The sequence below is a fragment of the Mycobacterium interjectum genome (assembly GCF_900078675.2).
Lineage (GTDB): Bacteria > Actinomycetota > Actinomycetes > Mycobacteriales > Mycobacteriaceae > Mycobacterium > Mycobacterium interjectum.
Genome location: NZ_LT546237.1, coordinates 34448 through 54207 on the forward strand (window position 1 = coordinate 34448; position 19760 = coordinate 54207).

Sequence of the window (19760 nt, forward strand, 5' to 3'; positions counted from 1 at the left end):
GTCAATTCGGCGAGTACGCACGGCCGGGGGCACGACCAGGAAAGCTACCACAGTCCTCAGGCGCTCCGATGCAGCTCCATCAGCGATTCCTGATGGTCGCGCACCGTGTGACCCTCCCGCGGCGACGCGATCCACTGCCCGTCGGCGCCGAGCTCCCAGCACCGGGTGGACGGGTTCAGCGCGGACTCGAACAAGTCGTCCAGGTACGCGGTGAGCCTGGGATCCTTGACCTGAACCAGCGCCTCGACGCGTCGGTCGAGATTGCGGTGCATCATGTCGGCGCTGCCGATCCAGAACTCGTTGATGCGGCCGAAATGCATGATCCGCGAATGCTCCAGGAATCGGCCGAGGATCGACCGGACCGAGATGTTCTCCGAAAACCCTTCCGCGCCCGGGCGCAACGCGCAGATGCCGCGCACCACGATCTCCACGCGCACGCCGGCGCGGGACGCGCGGTACAGCGCGTCGATGACCTGCTCGTCGACCAGAGCGTTCATCTTCATCCGGATCCGCCCCCCACCGCTTTCGCGGTGGGCGGCGATCTCGCGCTCGACGCGCTCGATGATGCCGGTGCGGATGCTGTGCGGGGCCACCAACAGGTTGCGGTAGGACACCTTCCGCGAGTAGCCGGTCAGCGAATTGAACAAGTCCGTCAGGTCGGCCCCGATTTCGGGGGAGACGGTGAGCAGGCCGACGTCCTCGTACAGCCGCGCCGTTTTGCCGTTGTAGTTGCCGGTCCCGATGTGGCAGTACCGCCGGATCGTTGGGCCCTCGCGGCGCACCACCAGGCAGGTCTTGCAGTGCGTCTTGAGCCCGACGTACCCGTAAACCACGTGTACGCCCGCCTGCTCCAGCTCGCGCGCCCAGCGGATGTTGGCCTGCTCGTCGAAGCGCGCCTTGATCTCCACCATTGCCACCACTTGCTTTCCGGCCTCGGCGGCGTTGATGAGCGCGCGCACGATCGGGGAGTCGCCGGAGGTGCGGTACAGCGTCTGCTTGATCGCCAGCACGTTGGGATCGGCGGCGGCCTGCTCGATGAATCGCTGCACGCTGGTGGAGAACGACTCGTACGGATGATGAAGCAGCACATCGCCTTCGCGCAGCGTCGCGAAGATGCTCCGCGGTGTTTCGCGGTCGACGAAGGCGGGGCTGGTGGACGGAACGAACGCCGGGTCTTTCAGTGCCGGCCGGTCCAGTCCGTAGACCTGCCACAGCGACGACAGATCGAGAAGTCCGGGCACCTCGATGACGTCACCGGGATTCACGTCGAGTTCGCGAAGGAGCAACTCCAGCATGCTCTCGGTCATGTCGTCGGCGATCTCGAGTCGGACCGGCGAACCGAACCGGCGGCGCGCCAGCTCTCGCTCCAGCGCTTGCAGCAGGTCTTCGTCGCGGTCCTCTTCGACCTCGTAATCGGCGTTGCGGGTGATGCGGAACGCGTGATGCTGCACGATCTCCATGCCCGGGAAGAGCACCGGCAGGAAGGCCGCGATCAGCTCTTCCATTGGCAGGTAGCGGATTATGGCCGGCCCGTCGGCGCCACCCTCCGCATCGCCGCGGGTCTGGAGTTCGACGAAGCGATCGACGTTGTTGGGCACCTTGACGCGGGCGAAGTGCTGGCCGCCGTCCTCGGGCTGGCGGACCATGACCGCCAGGTTCAAACTCAACCCGCTGACGAAGGGGAAGGGGTGGGCGGGGTCGACGGCCAACGGCGTCAGGACCGGGAAGACCTGCTCGTTGAAGTACGTCGACAGTTCGTCGCGCTCATCGGTATCCAGATCGGCCCACGTGACGATGTGGATGCCTTCGGCGGCCAGCGCCGGCTCCACCGAATCGAGGAACACGCGGGCGTGCCGGGTCGCGATCCGCTGCGTGTGCTCGCCGATGAGGGCCAGTTGCTCGCGCGGCGTCAGGCCGTCGGCCGAGCGCACGGACAGCCCCATCTCGTCGCGGCGCTTGAGGCCGGCCACCCGAACCATGTAGAACTCGTCGAGATTGGAAGCGAAGATCGCCAAGAACTTCGCGCGTTCCAGCAAGGGCAGAGAATTGTCGTCCGCCAGCGCCAGCACGCGCGCGTTGAAATCCAGCCAGCTCAGCTCGCGATTGAGGTAACGGTCCTCCGGCAACACGTCATCGATCGCGGCCGGGGTTGCGGCGGGCGGTGCGCCCACGGTCGAGTCGTTGGTTTGCCACGCGGATTCTTCGAGGCGCGCCTCGGCTTCGATTTCGGTCACCCTGCGATCATTGCTCATTCCCGCTGGTGCGGCTAGCGCCCGACGGACATCCATCGGCCGTTGGCGCGCAGTTCACCGGTCGTACAGGTTTGCGTCGCGGGCCCGGATCAGTGCTGCGCGACGGCCCGCGCCGTCGCGGACCCGACCCCGAGGCGGCGGGCGGCCGTCAGGTCGGCGGGCGNGGCGATCGCGCTGTTGAGCGGGTCGCCATTGCCCTCGGGCGTCGGATCGGCCAGCACACCGGCGCCCAACTCGGCGGCGGCGGCGGCCGCGGCGTCGTCGGGCGTGATGACGGTGATCGAGCCCAGCGCGGCGACGCCGGACGCGGCGGTCAGCGTGTCGATCAGCATGGCCAGCACCACCCGCTCCCGGGTCCGCGCCGAGAACACCGGTGCCAGCCGGGTCTTGGCGGCGGCCAGCCGCTTGACGGCGATGATCAACGCCACGTCGCCGGCGCCGTCGCCCGCACCGTCGGGCCGTGTGCCGCTCATGGGGCCATCCTGCCAGCGCGACGGTGGCGGCCGGGCGCCACGGTAGCGTGACGGCACAGTGCCGATGCGGACGGGACGACACCGACAGGACGACACGGACAGACGGGGATGGCAGATGGCCGGTTCAGAGGGCGCCATTGCGGTGATGGGCGCCGGCGCCTGGGGCACGGCGCTGGCCAAGGTGCTGGCCGACGCCGGGCAGGAGGTTGTGCTGTGGGCCCGGCGATCCGAGGTCGCCGACGAGATCAACGCCACCCGGTACAACCCCGACTATTTGCCCGGCACCCCGTTGCCGCCTCGCATCCGTGCCACCGCGGACGCCGGTGACGCCCTGGCCGGCGTGACGACGGTGCTGCTCGGAGTACCGGCGCAGACGATGCGCGGCAACCTCGAGCGCTGGGCGCCGCTGGTGGCCGACGGCGCGACCCTGGTCAGCCTCGCCAAGGGCATCGAGCTGGGCACGCTGATGCGCATGAGCCAGGTGATCATTTCGGTGACCGGCGTGGACCCGGCGCAGGTGGCGGTCATCTCGGGGCCGAACCTGGCCAGCGAGATCGCCGAGTGCCAGCCCACCGCGACGGTCGTGGCGTGCAGCGACTCCGGCCGGGCGGTCGCGGTGCAGCGCATGCTCAACAGTGGGTACTTCCGTCCCTATACCAACAGCGACGTGGTCGGCACCGAGATCGGCGGGGCGTGCAAGAACGTCATCGCGCTCGCCTGCGGGATGGCGGCCGGCGTCGGGCTCGGCGAGAACACCGCGGCGGCGATCATCACCCGGGGATTGGCGGAGATCATGCGGCTCGGAATCGCCCTCGGCGCCAAGGGCGCGACGCTGGCGGGGCTGGCGGGCGTGGGTGATCTGGTCGCCACCTGCACCTCGCCGCATTCGCGCAACCGGTCCTTCGGCGAACGCCTGGGCCGTGGCGAGACCATGGAGTCGGCCACACAGGCGGGACACGGGCACGTCGTCGAGGGGGTGACGTCGTGCGAGGCGGTGCTCGCGTTGGCATCCAGTTACGACGTCGAGATGCCGCTCACCGACGCTGTGCACCGGGTATGCCACAAGGGGTTGTCGGTGGACGAGGCGATGGCGCTGCTCCTGGGTCGCAGCACCAAGCCCGAATGAGGCGCCCCGGCCACCGAAACCGCAGCTAGCGGCCCGGCGCCCGACCCGCAGGCGCCGCACCCGGTAGCCTCTGAAGGTTGTGAGTCCCAGCGAGCGCGTGCGCGTCGCCGTCGTCTTCGGCGGGCGCAGCAGCGAGCACGCCATCTCCTGCGTGTCGGCGGGCAGCATCCTGCGCAATCTCGACCCGCGGCGCTTCGAGGTGGTCGCCGTCGGCATCACGCCGGAGGGCTCGTGGGTGCTCACCGACGGGGACCCGGACGCGTTGGCGATCAGCAACCGGCGGCTGCCCGAGGTGACCGCCGAATCGGGCACCGAGCTGGCCCTGCCGGCCGACCCGCGGCGCGGCGGTCAACTGGTGTCGCTAAAGCCCGGCGCGAGTGATGTCCTGGCGTCGGTCGACGTGGTGTTCCCGGTGCTGCACGGCCCCTACGGCGAGGACGGCACCATCCAGGGCCTGCTCGAACTCGCCGGTGTGCCGTACGTCGGTGCCGGCGTGCTGGCCAGCGCCGCGGGGATGGACAAGGAATTCACCAAGAAGCTCCTTGTCGCCGAGGGACTTCCGGTCGGTCCGCACGCGGTGCTGCGGCCCCCGCGATCGGACCTGAATCTCGAGGAGCGCGAGCGGCTCGGCTTGCCGGTGTTCGTCAAACCCGCGCGGGGCGGTTCCTCGATCGGGGTCAGCCGGGTTGCGAGCTGGGACGAGCTGGCCGCGGCGGTGGCCCATGCGCGACGGCATGATCCGAAGGTGATCGTCGAGGCGGCGATCAACGGTCGCGAGCTCGAGTGCGGCGTCCTCGAAATGCCGGACGGCACAGTCGAAGCCAGCACGTTGGGCGAGATCCGGGTGGTCGGGGTGCGGGGGCGCGAGGACTCCTTCTATGACTTCGCGACGAAATACCTCGACGACGCGGCCGAACTGGACGTGCCCGCGAAGGTCGACGACGACGTCGCTGATGCGGTGCGCCAGTTGGCGATTCGGGCGTTCCAGGCCATCGATTGTCAGGGTCTGGCCCGGGTCGACTTCTTTTTGACCGAGGACGGCCCCATCATCAACGAGATCAACACGATGCCGGGGTTCACCACCATCTCGATGTTCCCGAGGATGTGGGCGGCCAGCGGCGTCGACTATCCCACCCTGCTGGCGACCATGGTGCAGACGGCGTTGGCTCGCGGCGTGGGCCTGCGCTAGCGGCGATCGCAAGCGCGGCATGGCCGGGCGTGGCGGGTCGCCGCCATCGGGTTAGCGGCGATCGCAAGCGCGGCATGGCCGGGCGTGGCGGGTCGCCGCCATCGGACNCGCCGGCACCTGGTGCCGCAACCACCCTACGGGCAGGGGGCGGCGGCCGCGGCGGCGGGGGCGCAGGCGATGATCGACGTCTCCGACGGTCTGGTTGCCGACCTGCGGCACGTCGCCGAGGCGTCGGGCGTGGGGATCGATGTGTCCAGCGCGGCGCTGACCGCGGACCGCGAGGCGGTGATCGCGGCCGCGATCGCGGTCGGCGCCGACCCTTTGGCGTGGGTGCTGGGGGGCGGCGAGGACCACGCCCTGGCGGCGTGTTTCGCCGGTCCCGCGCCGGCAGGGTGGCGCGTCGTCGGCACGGTGCTCGACGGGCCGGCCCGCGTGCTCGTCGACGGCGCGGAGTGGAGCGGCTACGCGGGGTGGCAGTCGTATTAGTGTGACGCCGTGACCGTCTACGCGATCGCCCAGCTGAGGTTCACCGATCGGGCCGCCTACGACCGGTACCAGCGAGGTTCATCGACGTCTTCCGGCTGCACCGGGGAACGCTGCTGGCCGCCGACGAATCGCCCGAGGTCGTCGAGGGGGCGTGGGACCGCGAGAAGGTGGTCCTGATGTCGTTTCCCGACGAGGCGGCATTTCGGGAATTGGTGCAATCGCCCGAGTATCGGGAAATCTCCGCAGACCGGCGGGCGGGCGCCGACACGGTGGTGCTGCTGGTGCAGGGACTCGGATGACCGCGCGCCCGTTGAGCGAACTCGTCGAGCCGGGTTGGGCGACGGCACTCGAGCCGGTCGCGGACCGGGTGACGGCGATGGGGCAGTTCCTGCGTGAGGAGATCGCGGCCGGACGCAAGTACCTGCCCGCGGGGCCGAACGTGCTGCGAGCCTTCACCTTCCCGTTCGACGGCGTCCGCGTTTTGATCGTCGGGCAAGATCCCTACCCGACGCCCGGGCACGCCGTGGGCCTCAGCTTCTCGGTGGCCCCGGACGTGCGTCCGCTGCCGCGCAGCCTGGAAAACATCTTCGGCGAGTACGCGTCCGATCTCGGCTATCCGCCGCCCTCGTGCGGCGACCTGACACCGTGGGCGCAGCGCGGGGTGATGCTGTTGAACAGGGTGCTGACGGTGCGCCCCAGCAACCCGGCGTCGCACCGGGGCAAGGGCTGGGAAGCGGTCACCGAGTGCGCAATCCGCGCGCTGGTCGCGCGGTCGCGGCCGTTGGTGGCCATTCTGTGGGGCCGTGACGCTTCAACGCTCAAACCCATTCTGGCCGAAGGTAATTGCGTGGCCATCGAGTCCCCGCACCCGTCGCCGCTGTCGGCGTCCCGCGGGTTCTTCGGTTCGCGGCCGTTCAGCCGCGCCAACGAACTGCTCGCCGGACTCGGTGCCGATCCGATCGATTGGAAGCTGCCGTGACCGAGATGACGGCCCTGCGCGCGCACCACCGGGGCGGCCCCGAGGCGCTGGTCGTCGAGCGGGCGCCCGTCCCGTTCCCCGCCGCCGGCGAGGTCTTGATCGAGGTACACGCGGCCGCCATNGGCGACTTGGTCAGCGGACCCCAGTGGGTGTTGTCGGTGACGGTGCTGGGTGACCTCGACGGTCGAGCGCCGGTGTTGCGGTCGGGCGCGAAGGCCGGTTCGGTGCTCGCTGTCGCCGGCGAACTGGGCCGCTCCGCGGCCGGATACGCGTTGTGGGACAAGGGTATTGGTGGCTTCGATGAGCTGCGGCGCCGGCACCTGGTGCCGCAACCACCCTACGGGCAGGGGGCGGCGGCCGCGGCGGCGGGGGCGCAGGCGATGATCGACGTCTCCGACGGTCTGGTTGCCGACCTGCGGCACGTCGCCGAGGCGTCGGGCGTGGGGATCGATGTGTCCAGCGCGGCGCTGACCGCGGACCNGTTCGGCGTGCTGCGCCCAGGGGGACGGCTGGTCACGCTGTCCGCGCCACCCCCGGCGGGGAAGGCCGACGAACGCGGCGTGACCGCCACCTTCTTCGTCGTCAGGCCCAATCGGGATCAGCTCGCCGAACTGGCCGCTCTCGTCGACGACGGCCGGTTGCGGGTGCAGATCGCGCGGACCTTTCCCCTCGACCGGGGACGGGAGGCGTTCGAAAGCGGTCGGCGGCCCGGCCGGCGGCCGGGCAAGACCGTGATCGTCGTGCGGGACGCTAACCGGGGAAGTTGACGTCCTTGGTGACGGACTTCCATTCCTCGATCGACGCCGACGTCGCGGCGATCTTGTCGCGCATCGCCTTGAGCACGTCGCGGCCCAACAGCAGCCGCAGCGGTGGATCGTCGAGCTCGGTGACCATGAGCACGGCCTCGGCGACCTTGCGCGGGTCGCCCGGTAGGTGATCGGCGAACTGCTTGATCAGGTCTTTGCGCGCGGCCACGTCGGAGTAGTCGGCGATCGGGGCGGCCGACTCCTTCATCGACCGCGTCGCCCAGTCGGTGCGGAAGGCGCCCGGCTCGATGGCGGTCACCTTGATGCCCAGTGGCCGCACCTCGGTGGCCAGCGCCTCGGTGATCGCTTCCAGTGCGAACTTCGTCGACGAGTAGTAGGCGTTGGGCGGGTTGGCCACCAGACCGGTCATCGACGACATGTTGATGATGTGCCCGGATCCGCGGGCGCGCATCGCCGGCAGCACGGCCTTGATCATGTCGACCGCACCGAAGTAGTTGACGTCGAACAGCTTTCGAACCTCGGCGTCCTCGCCCTCTTCCACCGCTGACAGGTAGCCGTGACCGGCGTTGTTGACCAGGACGTCGATGCCGCCGAATGCGTCGTAGGCCGCCGACACCGCGGCCGCGATCTGACCGGCGTCCGTCACGTCGAGCGCGACGGCCACGGCGCGCCCCCCGAACTCGGCGGCCAAATCCTGCACCGCTTCCGCCCGTCGCGCGGTCACCACCACGCTGTGGCCGGCTTCCAGTGCGGCGCGGGCGATCTCGCGGCCGAAGCCGGTGGAACATCCGGTGATCAGCCAGCGCGCCATCTCAGGCCGTCCCTTCCGGCAGGCGCCGCAGGTAGGCAGCACGCCGGTCGGCGAGTTGGGCCGCCCGCTGCGACGGGCTCACCCGCGGCAGGTGGGGCACCTCGGTGTCGAGCCGGTCCAGCTTGACAACGCGCCCGCGGGCGCCGAGGTCTTCGCGCGGACCGGTTTCGCCGAACTCCGCCATGCGCAAGGTCAGGATGCCCTCGGCCAGCCCGTCGGAGTCGATCCAGTTCGCCACGCCGGGGTCGGCCGGGCAGATCACGTAGGTGTAGGTGCCGTCGTCGTTGGCGACCGACTGCGCCTTGTTGAGGCTGCCGGTGCGGTCGACGATGTCCAGCGTGGTGCCCCAGATGTTGCTCAGCGGCACGGTGAAGTATTCGGCGCCACCGTCGTTGAGGTCGACCACGAACGCCTCGTCTTCGGCGAGGTCGAAGCGGCCCATGACGTAGACCTGGTTGCGCATCGCGCCGGCCTTGTCGGCCGACCACGCCAGGTTGAAATGGTTGGCCGGCATCTTGTACACGCCGTGGCTGAGCTTTCCGGTGAAGTCGGCGAAATACGCCATCATCGCCGCCGTCGCCTCGGCCTGCTCGTCGAGCGTGCGCGCCGGCGTCACCGGTGCACCGCCGAGCCGTTGCACCTCAAGATGATTGGGGTCGTCGCGGGCCCAGTCCAGCAGCACGTCGCGGATGTAGAACTCGTGCGCCTCGGGGGTGGTCCGCACGTGGTTGGGCCGCCCGTCGGCGGGCCCGGAGTCGACGGTGATGGTGAAGCTGCCGTCGGCGTCGACCTGCATGGTGCGGCCGTTGAGCACGTCGACGGTGCCCATGTGCGCGTCCCACAGCGTGAAGTAATTCTCGGTCATGCGGTGCTCGCCGACCCGGCCGTGGATCTCGTAGCGTTCGTCGCCGGAGATCGGGATCACCCGGTACACGCTGTCGGGATTGTCGATGCCCCACCGTGATCCGGGGATGCGGCGGCCGTCCACGGGATGCGCCAGCCTGGTGATGCAGCTGACTTTGGGCCGCAGCTTGTCCTGGTTGGACGACCAGACCGCCGCGGAGAACATCACCTCGGCGAACGCGTCGTCGAACCGCTCGCGCATCGCGTCGGACGCCTTGGCGCGGCCCAGCCAGGTATCGGCCACGGACGCGTAGGCGGCCTTGACGGTGGGGTGCTCGATCAGGTCGAGGGCGGCCAGCTCCTGTTCGCGTTGCGACGCGGTCGAGACGGGGTCGTCAACCATCAACTGCTCCTCAATGTCCGATGTGCTGTCGAAAACGCTTGTCGTACAATGCGAATCGCTCGTCGACCTGGTCCGGGCGCAGGCCGAAGTCCGTCAGCCGGTACGGCGGGCGCGGCGGCTCGCGGGGACGCTCGCCCAGCCAGCGTCGCATCGCGTCCTCGGCCTGCGCGGTGAGCGGCAGGCCGACGGCGTCGTAGACGCGGGCCACCTGCCCGATCGGATCGGCCACCGCCTCGTCGAACCCGATGTCGGTGACCAGGGCAGCCTGGTCGGTCCAGCCGTCCCGAGCCGCCATCGCCCGGTCATTGGTCCAGCCCATCCGCTCCAGCCACTGCGCGCCGACCCGCGGCAGGTCGACGGCGTCGGCGTGCATCGCGTGCAGGGTGGCATTCAGGCTGGCCCCCGAAGCGATCGTGGCGCGAGGGTCGCGATGCATGTGGACGATGTGCAGATCGCCGAACCGCGCCCGCAGCAGGTCCAGGTAACCCAGGTGCGCCGGTGACTTGAGCACCCAGCGCTGCGGCGGCCGGCCCTCGCCAGAATGTCGCTGCCGCTTCTGCCACTGCAGGAATTGCAGCATGCGGTGCAGGTGGTCGTAGGCCGCGGAGAAGTCCTGTTCGTCGAGCCAGGCCCGGTAATGCGGAAGGTGGGCCCCGGATTCGGGCACGTGCGACAAGAAGGCGTCGGCCAAAAAGACGATCTCCTCCTCGGCCTCGCGCGCGTACATGGGGTGGATGGCGAACAGTTCCGGTGCGAGTTCGCGCGATTTGGCCTCCCGCGCCTCGCTGATGGCAATGCGCGGGTCGACATCGGTGAATTGGTGGTCCAGCCGCGGGGCGACCTCGACCACCTCCCAGCCGTAGGCGCAGACGAAGCGCGGGTCGGCGGCCAGCAGTCGCTGTAGCAGCGTGGTGCCGCTGCGCATCATCCCGACGACGACGATCGGCGCGGTGAGTCGCTCCTCGAGGATCTCCGGGTGGCGGCGGATCCACTCCTGCGCCCGCAGCCGCATCCGCAGGCTGTGCACGATGCCCGACCGCAGGATGTGAATTCCGATCGCGTTGAGGTCGGCGCGCTCGTAGTCGGCCAGCAACACGCGCAGCGGACGTTCGAACTCGCCGGGACCCCAGTCCTGCAGCGCTTCCTTGCGTTGCGCGTCGGCCATGACGGCCGCGACGTCGAAATGTCCCACCGGGTCAGAACTTCAGGTGCTGGCTGACGTCGCCGACCTGGTCGACGAACATGGTGCGGCTGTCGAAGCGCCAGACGCCGTCGACCCGGTGGAAGGTGTCCTTGTAATGCCCGGTCACGATCACCTGCAGCGGCAAATCGGGGGTGGCCTGGGTGACGCAGTAGTACGACGTGCTGTCGGCGGTTCCCTCGGCATCGTCAATGTGCAGCTGCACGTTGGTGGTGTTGTGTTTGGTCTTCGGGGTGCCGTCCTCGTAGAGGCGAGTGGCCATTTCGTACATTTCCCGCACCCGCGCGGCCCCGGCGAACACCGTTTCCGGTGGACCGTTCTCCATCCCGCAGATGCGGCCGTGCTCGAAGAGCCGTGCCACGCCGTCCAGGTCACCGCGGTCGAGGAGCTCAGCGTAGGTGTAAATCAGGTTGCTGATTTCCGTCGCGCTGTCACTCACGCCGACCATGTTGGCAGACCCGCGCTCATTTACATAGAACCCCCCACTATTCTTGGTCGCCGTGACGTCACCATGGACACCGAGCCGGCTGGGCGACCTGACCGGCAGACGAGTCATCGTGACCGGCGCGACCAACGGCGTCGGGCTGGGCACGTCGCGCGCTCTCGCCCGGGCCGGCGCCCATGTGATTCTGGCCGTGCGCAACACCGAACTCGGCGAGCGGCGCGCGGCCGAGATCGGGGGCGACACCACCGTGGCGAAGCTCGACCTCGCCGACCTGTCTTCGGTGCGCGCTTTCCCCGACCTGATCGACGGGCAGGTCGACATCCTGATCAACAACGCCGGCACCCTTACCGATCGGCGCACCGACACCGTCGACGGCTTCGAGATGACGCTGGGCACCAACCTGCTCGGGCCTTTCGCGCTGACCAACTTGTTGCTGCCCCGGGTGCGTTCGCAGGTCATCAACGTGGGCTCCGACGCCCACCGGCATGCGGCGTTGCACCTCGACGACCTGCATTTGCGCCGGCACAAGTGGACGAGGCTGGGGGCCTACGGCCAGTCGAAGCTTGCGGTGATGTTGTGGGGGCTCGAGCTGGACCGCAGGCTTCGCGCCGCGGGATCGCCGGTCGTCACCCACCTCACCCACCCCGGCTGGGTGGCGTCGAACCTGTCGCATCTGTCCGACTCGCCGCTGATGTCGTTGTCGCACAAGGCGGTCAAGATCGTCGCCGACCGGCTGGCGAACGATATCGACGAGGGCGCCGCGCCCACGCTGTATTGCATCAGCGAACCGGTGCCGCCCGGCAGCTATGTGGGTGTCAGCGGCAGGCTGGGCCTGCGCGGCGGGCCCGTGCTCATCGGCCGCTCGGTCCTCGCCTGCGACTATGACGCCGCCGCCCGCCTCGTCGCGTTCGCCGAACAGGAGACCGGCACGAAGCTGGAGGTGCCCGGTCATGGGTGAACTCGACGACACCGTCGCGGTCATCACCGGCGCCGCGCGCGGCCAGGGCCGCAGCCACGCCGTCGCGCTGGCCGAGCAGGGCGCCGACATCATCGCCGTGGACATCTGCGCCGACATCGACGCGATTCCCTACGCGCTGGCCACCGAAGCCGACCTCGACAAGACCGCGCGCCTGGTCCGGGACGCGGGCCGCAACGTCGTCCCCGTCATCGCCGACGTCCGCGATCTGGCGCAGTTGCAAGCCGGGGTGCGGGCGGCGATCGACGAGCTCGGCGAGATCGACATCGTCATCGCCAACGCCGGGGTGGTGGCGATGGGCGACACCGACACCCACTCCGAACCGGTGTTCACCACGATCGTCGACACNACATCGACGAAATCAACCGGCTCAACGTTTTTCCGGTCGCCGATTCCGACACCGGCGCCAACATGCTGTTCACCATGCGTTCCGCGTTGGCGGAGGCGAACGCGGGAGCCGCTGCCGAGGGCTGCGTGGCCCGGGTGGCGGCCGCCCTGTCCTCCGGTGCGCTCAACGGCGCCCGCGGCAACTCCGGGGTGATCTTGTCGCAGATCCTGCGCGGGATCGCCGATGTCACCGCGGCCGCGGCGGCCGAGTCCGGTGGTGAGCTGCGTCACATGAACGCGGCCATTCTCGGGGCCGGGCTGCAGCGCGGCGTCGAGCTGGTCATCGCGTCGATGGGCGGCGCCGAGGTCCCGGGGACCATCGTCTCGGTGTTGCGGGCCGCCGCCGACGCCATCGAAAAATGCGCCGACGAGGGGCTGCCCGCGGCGATCACGGCCGCCGGCGACGCCGCGGTGGTGGCGCTGGAAAAGACCCCCGAGCAGCTCGACGTNACCGAAGCCGACCTCGACAAGACCGCGCGCCTGGTCCGGGACGCGGGCCGCAACGTCGTCCCCGTCATCGCCGACGTCCGCGATCTGGCGCAGTTGCAAGCCGGGGTGCGGGCGGCGATCGACGAGCTCGGCGAGATCGACATCGTCATCGCCAACGCCGGGGTGGTGGCGATGGGCGACACCGACACCCACTCCGAACCGGTGTTCACCACGATCGTCGACACGAACCTCAAGGGCGTCTGGCACACGATGCTGGCCACGGTGCCGTCGATCATCCGCAAGGGGAGGGGCGGTTCGGTCGTTCTGGTCAGTTCGGCGCAGGGCCTGACCGGTCGGGGCGGCGACGGCAGCGCCGCGATGTTCGCCTACGCCGCCTCCAAGCACGGCGTGGTCGGGCTGATGCGCTCGGCGGCGAACGCCTACGCGCAACACAGGATCCGGGTCAACTCGGTGAACCCCAGCGGGGTCGCGACGCCGATGATTCTCAACGACTTCGTGGCGAACCGGATGATCGAGAATCCCAACCCGGCCGTCTCACAGACGCTGCTGCCCGACGTGCCGCTGGTGGAGGCGCGCGACGTCACCGAAGCGGTGCTGTGGCTCGTCGGCCCGCGGTCTCGCTACGTCACCGGCGTGTCGATACCGGTCGATGCCGGCCACGTCGTGATGTGAGCGCGGTGGGCGCTTAGCCGCGGACGACCTTGCCGGCCTTGATGCAGGACGTGCAGACGTTCAGCCGCTGCCGGTTGCCGCCGGGACGGGTCACGACGTGCACGGTCTGGACGTTGGGGTCCCACCGGCGGCTGGTGCGGCGGTGGGAGTGCGACACCGACTTGCCGAAGCCGGGGCCTTTCCCGCAGATATCGCACACAGCGGCCATTGTTCAAGCTCCTCAAGTGTTCTTAGGGTCCGGCAGGTGGCCAGGACGGCCCGCAGTGACTCGGGCCAGCCCAGGATACCGACTGACATGGGCAACCACCAAAACGATCAACACCCGCCCGGCGACGCAGCCCGGGACTGTCGCCCGCGCTGGCTAGGCTCAATGCGCCGGTGCAGTCAAGGCCGCGGGTGCGCCGCCGTGGCCGGCCGCCGCACGTGTCGCCGCCGGGCTACGCTGGCGCCCACCGGGGGCCGGCAGCGGGAGGCTCCGAGGGAGGTGGGTCGCTTGGGCATGCCGGACGCGCTGCTGGACGCCGCGACCCTGCGGGACTGGGCCCACACCGCCGTCAGCGATTTGATCACCCACATCGACGAAATCAACCGGCTCAACGTTTTTCCGGTCGCCGATTCCGACACCGGCGCCAACATGCTGTTCACCATGCGTTCCGCGTTGGCGGAGGCGAACGCGGGAGCCGCTGCCGAGGGCTGCGTGGCCCGGGTGGCGGCCGCCCTGTCCTCCGGTGCGCTCAACGGCGCCCGCGGCAACTCCGGGGTGATCTTGTCGCAGATCCTGCGCGGGATCGCCGATGTCACCGCGGCCGCGGCGGCCGAGTCCGGTGGTGAGCTGCGTCACATGAACGCGNCATCGAGGACGAGGCCGCGGCGACCGCCGTGGGCGACATCCTGCAGGACCACGTGCACGACCATCACCCGGGGACCGAGCTGATGACCTACCGCACCGGCCACCGCGGCGACGTTCTGCTGATCGGGGTCGAGTAGCCGTGGCGTCGCTGTCCGACCGGCTGGACTACGTCGTGGGCGGCAAGATCGTGCCCCTCCTGGACGAATTCTTCGGCATCCAAACGGTCGACGACCTGCTGCGCCACTACCCGCGCAGCTACACCGAGGGGGCGAGCCGCTGGGGCGCCGACGAGGAGCGGCCCCCGGCCGGTGAGCACATCACCCTCGTCGACACGATTGCCGCCACCAAGTCGTTTCCGATGAAGAAGAACCCGAGGAAGATGTGTCACCGCATCACGCTGGGCTCCGGGCGCGGTGGGGTGACCGCCACGTTCTTCAACGCGAACTACATCATGAAGGACCTCACCAAGGGCACCAAGGTGATGCTTTCCGGGGAGGTCGGGTTCTTCCGGAACGAGATGCAGCTGACGCACCCCGCCTTCCTCATCGTCGAGTCGCCCGACGGGAAGAACCGCGGGACCGCATCGCTCAAGAGCATCGCCGACGCCTCAGATGCCACCACCGGCGAGGAGCTCGCGGACGCATTCCAACACCATTTCTTCCCGATCTATCCGGCCAGCGCCAAGCTGCAGAGCTGGAACATCTTCGCCACCGTGCGCCAAGTGCTCGACGTCCTCGATCCGGTGCCCGACCCGCTGCCCCCGGAGTTGCGTGAGCGGCTCGACCTGATCCCCGAGGACGAGGCGCTGCGCGCGATCCATCTCTCCGAGGACGAGCGCGAACGGCAAAGGGCGCGTGATCGATTGACCTTCGACGAGGCCGTCGGCCTGCAGTGGGCGCTGGTCGCCCGCCGGCACGGCGAGCTGTCCGAGTCGGGGCCGCCGGCGCCCCCGCGGCCGGACGGCCTGCAGGCGGAATTGTTGCGGCGGTTGCCCTTCGAGCTGACGGCGGGACAGCGCGAGGTGCTCGACGTGCTTTCCGATGGGCTGGCGGCGACGCGCCCGATGAACCGCCTGCTGCAGGGTGAGGTCGGCTCCGGCAAGACGATCGTCGCCGTGCTGGCGATGCTGCAGATGGTCGACGCGGGCTATCAGTGTGCGCTGCTCGCGCCAACGGAAGTGCTTGCCGCACAACATCTCCGGTCGATCCGCGGCGTTCTGGGCGAGTTGGCGATGGCGGGCCAGCTGGGCGGAGCGGAAAACGCGACCCGGGTGGCGCTGCTCACCGGCTCCATGACGGCCGCGCACAAGAAGCACGTCCGCGACGAGGTCGCCGGCGGTCAGGCCGGCATCGTCATCGGTACCCACGCGCTGCTGCAGGACGCGGTGGACTTCCACAACCTCGGCATGGTGGTGGTCGACGAACAGCATCGCTTCGGTGTTGAACAGCGGGATCAATTGCGCGCCAAGGCCCGTGCCGGCATCACGCCGCACCTGCTGGTGATGACGGCGACGCCGATACCGCGCACCGTCGCGCTCACGGTGTACGGCGACCTGGAGACCTCGGCGCTGCGCGAACTCCCGCGCGGACGCCAGCCGATCGCCACCAACGTGATCTTCGTCGCCGACAAACCCACCTGGCTCGATCGTGCCTGGCACCGCATCATCGAGGAGGTCTCCGCGGGCCGCCAGGCGTACGTGGTGGCGCCCCGGATCGACGAGACCGACGACACCGAAAAAAGCGAGGAGGGCCGCCGGCCTTCGGCGACCGCGGTCGGACTCTTCGACCGGTTGCGCTCGGGGGAGCTGGCGGACCTGCGGCTGGGGCTTATGCACGGGCGGCTCTCCGCCGACGACAAGGAGGCCGCGATGGACGCCTTTCGCGCGGGTGAAATCGATGTGCTGGTGTGCACCACGGTCATCGAGGTCGGAGTCGACGTCCCCAATGCCACCGTCATGATGGTGATGGACGCCGACCGGTTCGGCATCAGCCAGCTGCACCAGCTGCGTGGGCGCATCGGCCGGGGCGAGCATCCGAGCCTGTGCCTGCTGGCCAGCTGGGTCCCCCCGGACTCGCAGGCCGGCCGGCGGCTGCGCGCCGTCGCCGAGACCATGGACGGGTTCGCCCTCGCCGACCTTGACCTCAAGGAGCGCCGCGAAGGGGATGTGCTGGGCCGCAACCAATCCGGCAGGGCGGTCACCCTGCGCCTGCTGTCGCTGGCCGAGCACGGAACGTACATCGAAGCCGCCCGCGAGTTCGCGGCCGAGGCGTACGAGCGGGACCCCTCGAACCCCGAATTACGCTTGTTGGCAGCGCGTTTCACCGACACCGACCGGATCGACTTCCTGGACAAGGCATGAGTCGAAAGCTGCTGCTGTGGTTGTCGGCGATCGCGGTGCTCGCGGTGCTGGTGGCCTATCAGACGCTGGGGTTCCAGGCCGCCAAGCGCGCCGAGGTGGCCGCTCGCGCTGACGTGCCCACCGTGCAACCCGGCTCCGACGTGCTCGCCGGTGTCGCGGTGCTTCCCGAGCGGGCCCACCGCTATGACTACCGGCGCCCGGCGTTCGGCGACGCCTGGGACGACGACAACGACGCACCGCTGGGGCGCAACGGGTGTGACACCCGCGACGACATCCTCAACCGCGACCTCGTCGACAAGACCTACGTGTCGATCAAGCGCTGCCCGGACGCGGTGGCCACCGGCACCCTGCACGACCCGTACACCAACACCACGATCGCGTTTGCGCGCGGCGCCAAGGTCGGCGAGGCGGTGCAGATCGACCACATCGTCCCGCTGGCCTACGCCTGGGACATGGGGGCCTACGCCTGGCCGCCGCCGGAGCGGCTGCGGTTCGCCAACGACCCGGCCAACCTGCTGGCCGTCGAGGGGCAGGCCAACCAGGACAAGGGCGACTCGCCGCCGGCCCAGTGGATGCCGCCGAACACCGCGTTCGCGTGTCAGTACGCCATGCAGTTCATCACCGTGCTGCGCGGTTACCAGTTACCGGTGGACCAGGCCTCCGCGGGCGTGCTGCGGCAGGCGGCGGGCACCTGCCCGGCGGGCTGAATCGCCCGATCGGCGTTACGGGCCTTCGTACGTGTCGGGATCCGGGCGCAGCCGGGTGCCGTCGTTGAGACCGTTGATCGCGTCCATGTGCTCGCCGGCCAACTCGAAATCGAAGATGTCGAGGTTGGTGGCGATGTGCTCGGGTTTGCTCGAGCGGAAAATCACGGAATTGCCCAATTGCACGTTCCACCGAAGCAGAACCTGCGCGGGCGTCTTGCCGTATTCGGCGGCGACCGAGTTCAGCGTCGGGTTATCCATCAGCTTGCCGAGAACCAGCGGCGTGTAGGACTGCGTGACGACGTTGTGCTGCGCGTTCGCTTTGCGCAGATCGGCCTGGTTGAGCAGCGGGTGCAGCTCGACCTGGTTGACCGCGGGGGTGACGAAGGTCAGGTCGATGACCGTCGAGAGCTGATCCTCGGTGAAGTTGGACACCCCGATCGAGCGGGCATGGCCTTCCCCGCGGGATTGGATTATGCCGCCGAACGCGTCGACGTATTTGCCCTGGGCCGGCGCCGGCCAATGAATGAGGTAGAGGTCGACGTAGTCGAGGCCGAGTCGCTCCAGGCTGGCGCTGCAGGCCACCGGGGCCTTGGAAAAACCATGGTCCGCGGTGGCCAGCTTGGTGGTGACGAACAGCTCCGCGCGCGGGATGCCGGACGCCGCGATCGCGCGACCGACGCCGGCTTCGTTGCCGTAGGCGGCAGCGGTGTCGATGAGCCGGCAGCCGATCTCGAGGGCGGCCGCGACGGCGCGCTCGGCCTCGTCCTCCGATAGGTCGGCGACGCCGAGGCCAAGCACCGGCACGGTGTTTTCGTCGTTAAGAGCTATCGACGGTATGGCGGCGCCCGACTCGCCAGTCAATGTCATTCACCTACCTGTGAATTGAAGGTTCGTAGCTCCGGACCGGGTCGTGTTCCCTCGCCGCGCGGGAGGCCGACGCATTTCGGTGCTGATCCGAGATCGAACACGTCGAAGTTGCTCGCAATCCGTGTGGGGTTCACCGACTTGGGGACCACGATATTACCCAGCCGCTTGTGCGCCTAATCAATGCCTGGTCGGGGGCGTGCCGCGTCCCGCACACCCGGTGGCCGAAATGCGGCCAACGCGCGACGACGTAGAGTTGGTCGCGCGGCACGCCGGAGTGGGTATCCCCGCTCTGTCGCTCAGCGTGGCGATGAATTTCAGGGGGAGCAGGAGCAGCCATGACCAGAAGCCTGCCGAGGACGCCCGACCTCGATCTCGGCGCCAAACGCGCACCGATGCGCTGGCTCAGTCGCGTGCAGGGCGTCGTCACCACCGCCGGCGTCAAGGTCATTCCGTGGATCCCGACCGCCGCCAAGCGGGTGCTGTTCCACGGCCGTTCGGTCATCATCGACGGCAACACCCTCGATCCCACGCTTCAGCTGATGCTGTCGGGGCTGCGCGCCGTCGGCATCGATGGCCTCGTCGTCGACGACGAACCGGCCGCGTCTCGCGCCCAGATGCGGGAGACGCTGGTGGGTCTACCCGGGCCGCAGATTCACGTCGAGGTCCAGGACCTCTCGCTGCCCGGACCGGCCGGCGAGATCCGCGCGCGGCACTACCGTCCCGCCGGCGGGGCCGCCGCGCCCCTGCTGGTCTTCTACCACGGCGGCGGCTGGGTGATCGGCGACCTGGACACCCACGACTCGCTGTGCCGGCTGACATGCCGTGATGCCGGCATCCACGTGTTGTCGATCGACTACCGGCTGGCCCCGGAGCACCCCGCCCCGGCCGCCGTCGAGGACGCCCACGCGGCCTTCAAGTGGGCGCACGAGCACGCCGGTGAGCTCGGCGCGACCCCCGGGCGGGTCGCGGTCGGCGGCGACAGCGCCGGCGGCAACCTGGCGGCCGTGGTCGCGCAGCTGGCCCGCGACGAGGCAGGTCCCGCCCCGGTGCTGCAGTGGCTGATCTACCCGCGGACCGACTTCACCGCGCAAACCCGGTCCATGAGCCTGTTCGCCCGCGGCTTCCTGCTGACCAGGCGGGACATGGACTGGTTCACCGCCCAGTACCTCAAGGCGTTCGACCCGACCGACCCGCGGGTGTCGCCGCTGCTCGCCGAGTCCCTGGCGGGGCTGGCGCCGGCGCTGATCGCGGTGGGGGGCTTCGACCCGTTGCGCGACGAGGGCGAGGCCTACGCGGCGGCGCTGCAGGCCGCCGGAACCCCGGTGGACCTGCGTTACATGGGGTCGCTCACCCACGGCTTCGCGAACCTGTTTCCGCTGGGCGGCGACAGCGCCGTGGGCACGAGCGAGCTGGTTTCGGCCCTGCGCGCACACCTGAGCCGCGCCTGAGCCGTCGGGCGAAACGTCGGTACTCTAGAGGCGCCTCCGTCCGACCGCCGGACGGGCCCGCACCGAAGG

General features: G+C 69.4%; 15 protein-coding genes and 7 pseudogenes. 13 read left to right on the forward strand and 9 right to left on the reverse strand.

Annotation, left to right across the window (positions count from 1 at the left end; all coding sequences use genetic code 11):
• Positions 1–56: 56 nt before the first annotated feature.
• The gene (locus BN4348_RS34445) at positions 57–2288 is read right to left on the reverse strand and encodes an RNA degradosome polyphosphate kinase (RefSeq protein ID WP_066909332.1); all 2232 of its coding nucleotides are present in this window, start codon (positions 2286–2288) and stop codon (positions 57–59) included.
• A 128-nt stretch (positions 2289–2416) separates the two neighbouring features.
• A pseudogene (locus BN4348_RS34450) lies at positions 2417–2725 on the reverse strand (2-phospho-L-lactate guanylyltransferase); the annotation flags it as partial.
• Positions 2726–2840: 115 nt separating this feature from the next.
• Here BN4348_RS34450 and BN4348_RS34455 point away from each other — a divergent pair.
• The 6 genes and pseudogenes from BN4348_RS34455 to BN4348_RS34480 form a co-directional block, all read left to right on the forward strand.
• On the forward strand, positions 2841–3851 hold the full coding sequence (locus BN4348_RS34455; RefSeq protein ID WP_066909335.1) for an NAD(P)H-dependent glycerol-3-phosphate dehydrogenase: 1011 nt from the start codon (positions 2841–2843) through the stop codon (positions 3849–3851).
• A gap of 79 nt (positions 3852–3930) precedes the next feature.
• Positions 3931–5040: a D-alanine--D-alanine ligase family protein gene (locus BN4348_RS34460; protein ID WP_066909338.1), complete on the forward strand. Its 1110-nt coding sequence runs from the start codon at positions 3931–3933 to the stop codon at positions 5038–5040.
• Between the two features lie 105 nt (positions 5041–5145).
• Positions 5146–5526: pseudogene (locus BN4348_RS34465) on the forward strand (thiamine-phosphate kinase); the annotation flags it as partial.
• A 9-nt stretch (positions 5527–5535) separates the two neighbouring features.
• Positions 5536–5825, forward strand: a pseudogene (locus BN4348_RS34470) (DUF1330 domain-containing protein).
• Positions 5822–6505 carry a uracil-DNA glycosylase gene (locus tag BN4348_RS34475; protein ID WP_066909341.1) on the forward strand — a complete coding sequence of 228 codons (684 nt, stop codon included), beginning with the start codon at positions 5822–5824 and terminating at the stop codon, positions 6503–6505. The pseudogene BN4348_RS34470 and the gene BN4348_RS34475 overlap by 4 nt, the downstream one beginning before the upstream one ends.
• A gap of 122 nt (positions 6506–6627) precedes the next feature.
• Positions 6628–7272, forward strand: a pseudogene (locus BN4348_RS34480) (zinc-binding dehydrogenase); the annotation flags it as partial.
• Here BN4348_RS34480 and BN4348_RS34485 read toward each other — a convergent pair.
• Genes BN4348_RS34485 through BN4348_RS34500 form a run of 4 tightly spaced genes read right to left on the reverse strand, consistent with a single transcriptional unit; the run spans position 7256 to position 10969 of the window.
• On the reverse strand, positions 7256–8083 hold the full coding sequence (locus BN4348_RS34485; protein ID WP_066909343.1) for an oxidoreductase: 828 nt from the start codon (positions 8081–8083) through the stop codon (positions 7256–7258). The pseudogene BN4348_RS34480 and the gene BN4348_RS34485 overlap by 17 nt on opposite strands.
• Position 8084: 1 nt before the next feature.
• Entirely contained in the window at positions 8085–9329 is a 1245-nt protein-coding gene (locus BN4348_RS34490; RefSeq protein ID WP_066909344.1) for a hypothetical protein, read from the reverse strand.
• Positions 9330–9339: 10 nt separating this feature from the next.
• A complete protein-coding gene (locus BN4348_RS34495; RefSeq protein WP_066909417.1) occupies positions 9340–10494 on the reverse strand; it encodes a sulfotransferase family protein in 1155 nt (384 codons plus the stop codon).
• A gap of 31 nt (positions 10495–10525) precedes the next feature.
• Complete coding sequence (locus BN4348_RS34500; protein ID WP_066909414.1) at positions 10526–10969, reverse strand: nuclear transport factor 2 family protein; 444 nt, start codon at positions 10967–10969, stop codon at positions 10526–10528.
• Positions 10970–11030: 61 nt separating this feature from the next.
• Between BN4348_RS34500 and BN4348_RS34505 the strand changes: the two genes are divergently transcribed.
• From BN4348_RS34505 to BN4348_RS34515, 3 genes and pseudogenes are all read left to right on the forward strand, one after another.
• Complete coding sequence (locus tag BN4348_RS34505) at positions 11031–11933, forward strand: SDR family NAD(P)-dependent oxidoreductase (protein WP_066909347.1); 903 nt, start codon at positions 11031–11033, stop codon at positions 11931–11933.
• A pseudogene (locus BN4348_RS34510) lies at positions 11926–12297 on the forward strand (SDR family NAD(P)-dependent oxidoreductase); the annotation flags it as partial. The gene BN4348_RS34505 and the pseudogene BN4348_RS34510, both read left to right, overlap by 8 nt.
• A 5-nt stretch (positions 12298–12302) precedes the next feature.
• The gene (locus tag BN4348_RS34515) at positions 12303–13460 is read left to right on the forward strand and encodes an SDR family oxidoreductase (RefSeq protein ID WP_167670491.1); all 1158 of its coding nucleotides are present in this window, start codon (positions 12303–12305) and stop codon (positions 13458–13460) included.
• Positions 13461–13473: 13 nt separating this feature from the next.
• On the opposite strand, the gene rpmB is transcribed toward BN4348_RS34515, so the two are convergent.
• Entirely contained in the window at positions 13474–13668 is a 195-nt protein-coding gene (gene rpmB / locus BN4348_RS34520) for a 50S ribosomal protein L28 (protein ID WP_007171345.1), read from the reverse strand.
• A gap of 291 nt (positions 13669–13959) precedes the next feature.
• Between rpmB and BN4348_RS34525 the strand changes: the two are divergent.
• The 3 genes and pseudogenes from BN4348_RS34525 to BN4348_RS34535 all read left to right on the forward strand — a co-directional run.
• Positions 13960–14310, forward strand: a pseudogene (locus BN4348_RS34525) (DAK2 domain-containing protein); the annotation flags it as partial.
• Positions 14311–14449: 139 nt separating this feature from the next.
• Entirely contained in the window at positions 14450–16669 is a 2220-nt protein-coding gene (gene recG / locus BN4348_RS34530) for an ATP-dependent DNA helicase RecG (protein ID WP_066909353.1), read from the forward strand.
• Positions 16666–17376, forward strand: a complete 711-nt coding sequence (locus tag BN4348_RS34535) for an HNH endonuclease family protein (protein ID WP_066909356.1) — start codon at positions 16666–16668, stop codon at positions 17374–17376. Before recG ends, BN4348_RS34535 begins: the two co-directional genes overlap by 4 nt.
• 15 nt (positions 17377–17391) lie before the next feature.
• On the opposite strand, the gene BN4348_RS34540 is transcribed toward BN4348_RS34535, so the two are convergent.
• Together BN4348_RS34540 and BN4348_RS61100 are read right to left on the reverse strand one after the other, a co-directional pair.
• A complete protein-coding gene (locus tag BN4348_RS34540; protein ID WP_167670492.1) occupies positions 17392–18237 on the reverse strand; it encodes an aldo/keto reductase in 846 nt (281 codons plus the stop codon).
• Between the two features lie 2 nt (positions 18238–18239).
• Positions 18240–18413: pseudogene (locus BN4348_RS61100) on the reverse strand (aldo/keto reductase); the annotation flags it as partial.
• A 165-nt stretch (positions 18414–18578) separates the two neighbouring features.
• Here BN4348_RS61100 and BN4348_RS34545 point away from each other — a divergent pair.
• Complete coding sequence (locus BN4348_RS34545; RefSeq protein WP_066909362.1) at positions 18579–19691, forward strand: alpha/beta hydrolase; 1113 nt, start codon at positions 18579–18581, stop codon at positions 19689–19691.
• The last annotated feature ends 69 nt before the right edge of the window (positions 19692–19760 follow it).